This window comes from Kaistella sp., from assembly GCF_032060305.1.
Lineage (GTDB): Bacteria > Bacteroidota > Bacteroidia > Flavobacteriales > Weeksellaceae > Kaistella > Kaistella yananensis.
In genome coordinates this window covers 9,126-18,750 of sequence record NZ_DAMBHK010000006.1, presented here as the reverse complement: position 1 = coordinate 18,750, position 9,625 = coordinate 9,126, and the positions used below count along the sequence as shown (strand labels likewise).

At 39.9% G+C, this 9,625-nt stretch carries 8 protein-coding genes; 5 read left to right on the top strand and 3 right to left on the bottom strand.

What is annotated here, in order from left to right:
• The 3 genes from V5N63_RS01545 to V5N63_RS01535 all read left to right on the top strand — a co-directional run.
• Positions 1 to 548 (top strand): energy transducer TonB (locus V5N63_RS01545; RefSeq protein ID WP_332032388.1); only part of this gene is annotated, 548 nt, incomplete at its 5' end.
• A 61-nt stretch (positions 549 to 609) separates the two neighbouring features.
• Positions 610 to 1,161 (top strand): DUF3575 domain-containing protein, encoded by a 552-nt coding sequence (locus V5N63_RS01540; RefSeq protein ID WP_265143796.1) that lies wholly within the window; start codon positions 610 to 612, stop codon positions 1,159 to 1,161.
• A gap of 70 nt (positions 1,162 to 1,231) precedes the next feature.
• Entirely contained in the window at positions 1,232 to 1,663 is a 432-nt protein-coding gene (locus tag V5N63_RS01535; RefSeq protein WP_332032386.1) for a nucleoside deaminase, read from the top strand.
• Positions 1,664 to 1,676: 13 nt separating this feature from the next.
• Here V5N63_RS01535 and V5N63_RS01530 read toward each other — a convergent pair whose 3' ends face one another.
• From V5N63_RS01530 to V5N63_RS01520, 3 genes are all read right to left on the bottom strand, one after another.
• Positions 1,677 to 2,435, bottom strand: coding sequence for a type III pantothenate kinase (locus V5N63_RS01530; protein WP_332024059.1), 759 nt, complete (start codon positions 2,433 to 2,435; stop codon positions 1,677 to 1,679).
• A gap of 19 nt (positions 2,436 to 2,454) precedes the next feature.
• A complete protein-coding gene (locus V5N63_RS01525) occupies positions 2,455 to 4,299 on the bottom strand; it encodes a M1 family metallopeptidase (RefSeq protein ID WP_332032384.1) in 1,845 nt (614 codons plus the stop codon).
• Between the two features lie 124 nt (positions 4,300 to 4,423).
• Positions 4,424 to 6,109: a DUF6909 family protein gene (locus V5N63_RS01520; protein WP_332032382.1), complete on the bottom strand. Its 1,686-nt coding sequence runs from the start codon at positions 6,107 to 6,109 to the stop codon at positions 4,424 to 4,426.
• A gap of 200 nt (positions 6,110 to 6,309) precedes the next feature.
• On the opposite strand from V5N63_RS01520, the gene V5N63_RS01515 reads away from it, so the two are divergent.
• Positions 6,310 to 8,511 carry a glutamine synthetase III family protein gene (locus V5N63_RS01515; protein WP_332032380.1) on the top strand — a complete coding sequence of 734 codons (2,202 nt, stop codon included), beginning with the start codon at positions 6,310 to 6,312 and terminating at the stop codon, positions 8,509 to 8,511.
• 299 nt (positions 8,512 to 8,810) lie between these two features.
• Positions 8,811 to 9,497, top strand: a complete 687-nt coding sequence (locus V5N63_RS01510; RefSeq protein WP_332032378.1) for a C40 family peptidase — start codon at positions 8,811 to 8,813, stop codon at positions 9,495 to 9,497.
• Positions 9,498 to 9,625: the final 128 nt, after the last annotated feature.

The window sequence follows — 9,625 nt, the reverse complement described above, 5'->3', positions numbered from 1 at the left end:
GTGCGAAAGACTATTTCGATTATCAAAGATTTATGCTGAATAGTGAATTCAAGAAAAAATTTGATAACGAAAAAGATATCACGCAAAAAATAGCGATCAAAAAAGACTTTTCGGAGTTTATGGTAAAGCTCGACAGCATTCAGAACACCGCTTTCATAGGAACTTTAATCAAAGTAAAAAACCGCGAGGATTTAGAAAAAATTAACGTTAAAAATCTGCCGGAACTTCGTTTAAATCCGAAAAAAGAGGACCTGAATAAGGAAGCCCAGTATCCCGGAGGTTTCGAAACTTTAAGAAAACAGATCGCTGATTTATTCTATACCGATTCGGTTCTTCCTGATCAGAAATTGTTAAAAACAAATGTTGTTTTCGTTGTAGAAAAGGACGGGAGCATTGCAAATGTGCAGGCTCAGGGCGAAAATTTCACCTTCAACCGCCAGGCGGAAATCGCCATGTATCTTCTCCCCGAAAAGTTTTCCCCGGCCATTATCAACGGAACTCCTGTCCGCTACCGATTCCGACTTCCCTTATCCATGAGTTTTGACTAAAGGAGCTTCCAGATTCTGCCTCTTGGATTGATAATTATCCTATCTTTAGAAAAAATATAACATGAAGAAATTATTACTCACGGTTGCGTTTTCTTGCAGCGTCATTACTTTACAGTCACAGGAAACAGCAACGGAAAGTGTCCGGATGAATGACATTATGATCAGCCCGATAGAACTTATCGCTGCTCCCATGCTTAATGTATCTTATGAGCGGCTGCTTAACGAAAACTCAGGAATCGGTATCAACGGAATGTTCTATCTGGGAAATAACAGCGACGACGACTACAGCATGACGCAGATTTCGCCCTATTACAGAATGTATTTCGGGAAGAAATACGCGTCGGGATTCTTTGTTGAAGGTTTTGTACCCGTTACTATGACGAAAGACACCTACTACGATTATTATGTAGGCCCTGGCTACAACTCTTCCACCCAAAAGGAAGACAATAATACCACGGTAGGCATTGGAGTGGGTTTCGGTGGAAAATGGGTAGCCCGTAAAAATATTTTATTTGAGGCAAGTATGGGAATCGCCAGAAGATTTGGAATGGATGAAAAATATGATACCGCGATAACCGGAAAAGGAATGCTCGGAATTGGTTACCGTTTTTAGACAAATAAAATTATATAGTGAAAAAGGTTTAGTTTTGTACTGAACCTTTTTTAGTTTAAAAAATTGCCAGATGTTTACTGACGAATATTACATGAAAATGGCCCTGCAGGAAGCTCAAACTGCTTTGGAAAAAGACGAGGTTCCTGTCGGCTGCGTTATTGTTTCGAATAATCGGGTTATTGCAAAAGCGCACAACCTTACCGAAACACTGAATGATGTTACGGCGCACGCAGAAATGCAGGCCATTACTTCGGCTGCTAATTTTATGGGCGGTAAATATCTGAGAAACTGCACCATGTACGTCACACTGGAGCCTTGCATAATGTGTTGCGGCGCATTGAACTGGTCGCAGATTTCCAAGGTGGTCATCGGTGCGCGCGACGAACAGCGCGGCTTTATCAATAAGAATCTTTCCCTCCATCCCAAAACAGAAATTGTGCTGGATGTGCTGGAAGCCAAATGCTCGCAGATTGTAAAAGATTTCTTTCAGAATAAAAGATAATCTCTCCGAAACTTTACAGATCCCTTCCTAAATAAAATAAACCTTTCAGCGTGTGCAGGCGGTCTGCCACATGAATCTTTTCGGTAAGCGGCTTGTAAACATGCGAAACACCGCCGGTAGCGACCACGAAACAGTCTTCTTCAACTTCTTCGTTTATACGGTCGATAAAACCTTCTACCATACCCAGAAATCCGTAAACCATACCACTCTGCATGCAGGAAACAGTATCCAGGCCTAATACTTTTTTAGGCTTTATGAGTTCAATTTCAGGCAGTTGTGCGGTGTCATGAATCAGTGAATTGAGTGATGTGATAATTCCCGGCGCGATGATTACGCCTAAAGTTTCGCCTGTTTCATCAATGCAGCTTGCGGTTAAAGCGGTACCAAAATCAAAAATAATTTTTTTCCCTTCCGGATAAAGATGGTGTGCGGAAACGAGGTTGGCATAAATATCTGTACCCATTTGTTTGGACTTCGGCTGAACACCAGAATGGGTGTTACGGTCTACAATTACAGGTTTTTTCCCATGAATTTTCTGAATTGCACGGGTAATATCATACGTAAGCTGCGGAACTACAGATCCAATAATGATTTTGTCGATATTCCCGGCATCGATTTTATGCGTCTGATACATCATCATAAACTGCATCTGCAGTTCGTCGCTCGTGCGGTATGGTTTTGTATTAAGAATCCAGGAAACATCGCAGTTTTCATCATCGAAAAGCCCAAACCTGATATTGGTATTCCCAATATTAATTACAATTGAAGTCATTGGAAAACAGTTTTAAATATTACTTCACCTCAACGAAATTATCTTCAGGATTCACATCAGCCATACGTTGTGAGAAATCGATTCCCACTACAGAAAGCTGGTCTTTGGTGTAAGGAACAGTGATCGTGTATTCTTTCTGCGTCCAAGGCCAGTAATTAAGTGTGGTAAAATTACCGTAGATATCTTTACTCTTCCAGGTATGGGTCATATTCAGCGGAATATGATAGTTAATCACCTTTTTGTCTTTAGTCATGACCGAGAAATCTACCGGCATTGGGATTTGCCCTTTATTTTCTAAGGTGATGGTAGTGGAAGTTGTACCATACTCAATATTTTTCACAGCATAGTCGATGGTATTGGTGGTATTAATCCAGTAATGGTGAAACCACTTCAGATCCATCCCCGAAATTTTCTGTGCGATGTGCATAAAATCACGGTCTGTAGGATGCTTAAGTTTCCATTGGCTGTAGAATTCTTTCATTACTAAAGACAGGTTCTGTTCGCCCATGATATAGCCCAACTGTACCAAAAACAAATCGCCTTTTACATAAGACGCGATAGAATAAGCCCGCCCGTCGTCGTGATGGTCTGCCAGCCAAACCGCAGGTTCCTCTTTGCCGGTTTTGGTAAAGTTCACATAAGATTTTATGGATCCCACAAACGGATTCGCAACAGGTTCTTTCGGCGGAAATAACTGGTGCATTACATAATCGTCATAATAACTGGTAAAACCTTCATCCATCCATGGTCTCACGCTTTCGTTATATGCTAAAATCTGCTGGTTGTAAGAATGGCCGCCTTCATGAACCATTAATCCAACCAGACCTTCAAGCGATCTTCCTTCTCCTAAAATCATGGTACACATGCCGTATTCCATTCCGCCGTCACCGCCTTGGATGAAAGCGTAAGACGGATAAACATACTGCCCGAAAGCTGCATTCATCAGCTGGAAAAATTTAGTCACATAAGGTTTTGATTCTTCCCAGAGTTTGGTTTTTTCCGATTTCTGGTACACGTAATACACTTTCGGTCCATCTAAAATCGTGAATTCCTCCACGGTATAATCTCTGTCCGCAGCCCACGCAAAATCGAGGAGATTTTTGGCTGTCCAGCGCCATGTTGCTTTATTCTTGCTGTCGGATTTTATATTTGCTTTTGGATCGTAACCTTTCACTTCAAGTGGATTTTCCAAAGTTCCGCCGGCACCAATAACATAATCTTTGTCAATTTTAATGGAAACATCAAAATCAGAAAACGGTGCATGAAATTCGCGGCCGATATAATCAAATGTTGCCCACCCATCGTAATCGTACTCAGCAATTTTTGGATACCACTGCGTCATCGTCATATCGATTCCTTCACGGTTATTTCTGCCGGCACGGCGAATCTGATGAGGAATTACCGCATCCCATTCCATCGTAAATGTTGTGGTTGAATTAGGCTTCAGCGGCGTGTTAAGTTCCACCTTCATAATCGTTTCCTGAACTTCGAACTTCAGATTTTTTCCGTTCTGCTTAATCCAGTGAATATTCTGGGCTCCTTCTTCGCCTTTCGGTATTGAAGCAAGTCTGGAAATTCCGTTAATCTGCAATCTCGAGTCTCCGTTTTTTCCCTGATTCTGTACACGCTGATCCATCATCGATCCGGGTTTGAAAGCATTCCAATAAAGGTGAAAATACACGACGTTCAGTTCGTCGGGTGAATTATTGGTGTAGGTTAAAGTTTGCGCACCTTTGTAGGTGAAATTTGGCGCATCTACATCAATATCCATTTTGTATTTGGCAAATTGCTGGTAGTAGGCGTTTTGCTGTGCTGAAAGTATTCCGAAAACGAAAGTGAGAATAACGAGAAATCCTTTGTTCATCTTTAAATAAATTTTTTGAAGGGGAAAGATATGAATTTTAAAAAACATGGAAACGAATTCATTACACAACCGAAATAAAAAACCCTTTCAGGGATTTGAAAGGGTATAAATCTGTTTAGAATTTTTATTTTTTATCGGCAACTTTTCCGCTGTTTAGGATTTTCTCTAAAATCCTCAGTGTAATTAAATAGGTCGGTTTCACACCTGTAAGTCCAAGTCCGCCGGAAGAAAGCGTAGAGCCGGTTTCCAGAGGATTATCGGAAGCATAATAAGCGTACATTACGAAAAGATCTTCGGAGATGTGATGACGGATTTTCGAGGCCACCTGAATGGCTTTCTGGTAATGCGCTCCTTCCATTTCGAGACCGATGGCTTTCCAGGACGTATCCATAAAATACCTTAAAATATCTTTATTCTGGAGCGATGTTCCTAAAACAGTAACCATTCCGCCTTCGAATGCCTGAAGTTCATCATCCTGGAAGTCCTCAAGTTTCAGCGCGTTTTCAAATGGATAATTGTCGGCAGTGCCTTCAAATACATGCGAAGTAGGGATCATAATGTCGCCTTTTTCACCCATCAGAATCCCGGCTTTACCCATGATTGAAATAGATTTTACTTTCATGGTGTAAATTTCGCCGTTGTAATCGTAAGGACGAAGAAGTTCATCCATCACTTCGTAAGCCTGTTCCCCAAAAGCATAATCGAAAACCATCACCACATCATCACCGGAAAATTTAATCCCTCCGAACGGCGTGTTTTTTAAATCGGTTTTTGCCAAATCGATGATCTGTACATCGATATTACTTCCACTTTGGTCGTCGATGTAGATTAATCCGGCTTTTTGGGAATGGGTAAGTACTTTTTCCTGAAGCGATTTTTTGTTGGAAATTTCTTCGTAAAGTTTAAAATCGACATCTTTCGTCGACTTTTTCCCTACTGCATCATTGGCGTAAAGCATATTCTTTACCGAGTGCATATTGGCGGAGATAATGTGCAAAGGTCTCATCTGCAGATTATTTTCTGCCAGAACTTCTTTTACTTTATTGGCCCATTTTTCACCAAAGAAATGATGCCCAACCCTTTCGCGGAGGATTGCAGAGAAATGCACTTCTCGCTCTCTAATCTTTTTATTGTCATTGAAACTTTCGTTTCCAAGATGATAAATAATTTTGAAAAGTCTGTCCGGGTTGGCATCGTCGCCAAAATTATTATAAGCGTTAAGTGTTTCGTCGAAAGTTCTTCCCAACAGAGAAGAAAGATGAATCAGCGCTACCTCTTTTTCTTTACGGCTGAATTTTTTCTCACCTTTTGCCACTTCTTCGATGATTCTCCAGGCGCGTGTCGGCCTGTCGTTTTCATCAGAAACAAACGCGAGGTTCATAATTTTATCAGCTTCTATATATAAGAAGGTAAGGTGGGTAAGGATATCGTAAATTTCCGAACGACCCAGAAGCACTTCAATGTTCATCTGGTGCTGATCGATCCTGTAACAGTTTCTCCGTCTTTTCTTCGGAACAATAACCTCAAAGCTGCCTTTTTCAAAGCCTTCATCTGAAGTTAAGTGAATAAATGAGCATTCTTCGATTCCTTCGGGCAAGCGGTCCAGAACATACAGCAATCCATCCAACTCAATTTTATTGGGAACGCCCATTGTTCCGTAAATTTCAGGGTTGATCGTCATTAATAAAGACCGGAGACTTTCGCCGGAGATCCCGGAAGGTTTGAAAAAACCGCGATAGAATAAGTGTCGCATTGAAACATAAAGCCTTTCAATAGCTTCTGTAGTTTCCCGTGCACGTGAATTTACCATAGTGTATCTTTTGGCAAATATAGCACATATCTCTCAAATTTGCTGCATTTATAGGATTATGATAAGATTAACTGTTTTTTAATTAATCAATCAAAACTCAATAAACTAATATTTTTTATAAATGACCCCTATAATTTTTACGTTTTTTCTCTTAGTTTTCTATTTTTTTGTAATTTTACCCCACCAAAAACAACCCAATTATGTCATCATTAAGATTTAAGGCTTTAGAAATGTTATCTTTTACAGATTTCAGAAGAGATAATGCAGTTACAGTTCCTGCAAAATTATCGGAACTCTTCTGCCAGAATGTGTTTTCAGAGGAAACCATGAGGGAATATTTGACTAAGGAAGCATTTACTTCAATTCAGAATGCAATAAAGAGAGGAACGAAAATTCAGCGTGATGTTGCCGACCAGATTGCCGTTGCCATGAAAGACTGGGCGCTGAGCAAAGGCGTAACACATTACACGCATTGGTTTCAACCTTTAACCGGTTCTACTGCAGAAAAACACGATTCGTTTTTCACTCCTTTCGAAAGCGACAGGGCTATTGAAAGATTCTCCGGCGGAATGCTCATTCAACAGGAACCCGATGCTTCTTCTTTCCCGAACGGGGGAATCAGAAATACTTTTGAAGCAAGAGGTTACACCGCTTGGGATCCTACTTCACCGGCATTTATTATGGGGACAACACTTTGTATACCATCAATTTTTATTTCGTATACCGGCGAAACTTTGGATTACAAGGCTCCTTTGTTACGAGCACTTCATGCGCTTGACGAGGCTGCTACGGATATTTGTAAGTCTTATTTCGATAAAAATGTTACAAAGGTGATTCCAACTCTGGGTTGGGAGCAGGAGTATTTCCTGGTAGATTCCGCTCTTTATCAGTCACGTCCGGATTTAGTGATTACAGGAAAAACTTTATTGGGACATTCGCCGGCAAAAGGGCAGCAGCTTGATGATCATTATTTCGGCTCCATACCTACCCGTGTGATGAATTTCATGAAGGAGCTGGAAATTGAATGTATGAAGTTAGGAATTCCTGTGACCACAAGACATAATGAAGTGGCGCCAAACCAATTCGAACTTGCGCCAATGTTTGAGGAAGTAAACGTTGCAGTAGATCACAACTCCTTATTAATGGATATTATGGCAAGAGTAGCACATAAGCATCACTTCCATATTCTTTTTCATGAAAAACCATTCGCCGGAGTTAACGGAAGCGGGAAGCACAACAACTGGAGTTTGGCAACTGACACAGGAGAGAACCTTTTGATGCCAGGAAAAAACCCAAAAAAGAATCTGCAGTTCCTGACCTTCTTTGTGAATACTTTGAAGGCTGTACACGATTATGCAGATCTTTTAAGGGCAAGTATTGCTTCGGCCAGCAACGATCACCGTTTGGGGGCAAACGAAGCACCTCCTGCGATTATCTCAGCGTTTATCGGAACCCAACTTTTCGGTGTTTTGGAAGAACTTGAAAAAGTAACCGACGGAAAACTTTCGCCGGAAGAAAAAACCGAACTTAAACTAAATGTTGTAGGTAAAATTCCTGAAATTTTACTTGATAATACTGACAGAAACAGAACTTCACCCTTCGCATTCACCGGAAACAAATTTGAAATCCGGGCAGTGGGTTCTTCCGCAAACTGTGCGGAAGTAATGACGGTGATGAACTCCATCGTCGCAAAACAGCTGCAATCGTTTAAAATTGAAGTTGACAAACTCATTACCGAAGATGGGCTGAAAAAAGATGAAGCAATCTTCAATATTTTAAGAGAGTATATTAAGGTATCGAAGAATATTATGTTTGAAGGAGACGGCTATTCCGAAGAATGGGCCGAAGAAGCCGCAAAAAGAGGCTTAAACAATCTGAAAACCACTCCTGAAGCACTAACAAAAGAACTCGACCAAAAGTTTATTGATTTGTACGAAGAACTGGGCATTTATACCCATCGCGAGATTGAAGCTCGTAACGAAATTAAACTCGAAAAATATTCAACGGTAATTGCGATTGAAGGAACAGTTTTGGCTGATATTGCACGTAACCACATTATTCCGTGCGCACTTAAGTACCAGAACAGACTTATCGAAAACGTAAAGGGCATTAAAGAAATTTTCGGTGATAAAGAATTCAAGGATCTCGCAAAAGAACAGATGAATATGATTGCAGAAATTTCTCAGCATGTGTCGATTATTAAAGTTGAGGCTGATGCGCTTCTTGCAGCTATTAAAAATGCAAAATTAGTAGAGGACCCGCAAGCAAGCGCAACCCAATTCTGTAATGATGTGAAGCCAAGATTCGAAAAAATAAGAGATTCTTCGGATGCCCTGGAGATGGTTGTAGATGATGAATTATGGCCAATGACCAAGTACAGAGAACTGCTTTTTACAAGATAAAATTTTCAAAAAAAGACCTGTTTGTTTCAGGTCTTTCTTATTTCTGATTATAGAGAAATCTAATGTAGATTATAGATGCTTTGTATAAATGTTAACAAATCTTAAAAAAAATAAAACCGCAACCTCTAAAATAAAGGGATTGCGGTTTATTTTTCTTTAACATAGCAAAGAAAAGTGTTAAAAAGTGTTAAACTGGGTTTTCAAAAAGGGTGTTTTCACCCCCTATCTAACTCGAATACCTAATTTTGCTTTGCATTTAAAACGAAGTATCTCAATTTAACACAGATAATCAAATATATATGAAGAAAAGAGTTCTGTATTATTTAGTTGCTGTATCGGCTACATTTTCATTACAATCATGCGTTACGAATTACGTTGTATCAACCCCAACAACCTACGCAAATGAATACAAATCAGATGCCAAACTTGCATCAATCGATAACAAAAAATTAGAAACGGCAAAAGCTCAATTACTTAGCAGCTTTAGTGATGAAAAACTTGCAGCAGCAAGATCAATGGAGGCTACAATAAAGAATGACGAGATTGCAAAAACAGTTAGGTTCACCAAAAAAATTGATGACATCTTAACTGAAGCGGAATCTTATTTAGGAACTCCTTACAAATACGGCGGTATGACCAGAAAGGGGATCGACTGCTCAGCGTTTGTACTTTCTGTTTTCGGCGCAGCTACCGGAATGACTTTACCAAGAGTTGCTGCATCACAGGCTCAGGAAGGCGAAAAAGTAGAAAAAAGCAACCTTCAGAAAGGTGACCTTGTTTTCTTTTCGCAGGGTAGAGGAAGAATCTCTCATGTGGGAATCGTAGAAAATGTAACTGAAGAGGGAGATGTGAAATTTATTCATGCCGCAACTTCAAGAGGGGTAATGATTTCTTCACTTAATGATTCGTACTGGGGACCAAAATACAGGTTTGCAAAAAGAATAATTTCTCCGGAAACTTTCAATAACAACCTCGCAAATAATTAAAATAAATAATTGATCATAAAAAACTGCTAATTTCCGGCAGTTTTTTTATGTCTGAAACTCAAACTTCAAACTTTAATTATTGATATTTAAATCTGAAATAACACCTTCCTTGCGCGTTATTTAGAAAG

Excerpts from the sequence above, each read along its gene's own strand:
- V5N63_RS01520 (WP_332032382.1), bottom strand. The coding sequence starts at position 6,109 with ATGGTAAATTCACGTGCACGGGAAACTACAGAAGCTATTGAAAGGCTT.
- V5N63_RS01530 (WP_332024059.1), bottom strand. The coding sequence starts at position 2,435 with ATGACTTCAATTGTAATTAATATTGGGAATACCAATATCAGGTTTGGG.
- V5N63_RS01535 (WP_332032386.1), top strand. The coding sequence starts at position 1,232 with ATGTTTACTGACGAATATTACATGAAAATGGCCCTGCAGGAAGCTCAA.
- V5N63_RS01510 (WP_332032378.1), top strand. The coding sequence starts at position 8,811 with ATGAAGAAAAGAGTTCTGTATTATTTAGTTGCTGTATCGGCTACATTT.
- V5N63_RS01540 (WP_265143796.1), top strand. The coding sequence starts at position 610 with ATGAAGAAATTATTACTCACGGTTGCGTTTTCTTGCAGCGTCATTACT.
- V5N63_RS01515 (WP_332032380.1), top strand. The coding sequence starts at position 6,310 with ATGTCATCATTAAGATTTAAGGCTTTAGAAATGTTATCTTTTACAGAT.
- V5N63_RS01525 (WP_332032384.1), bottom strand. The coding sequence starts at position 4,299 with ATGAACAAAGGATTTCTCGTTATTCTCACTTTCGTTTTCGGAATACTT.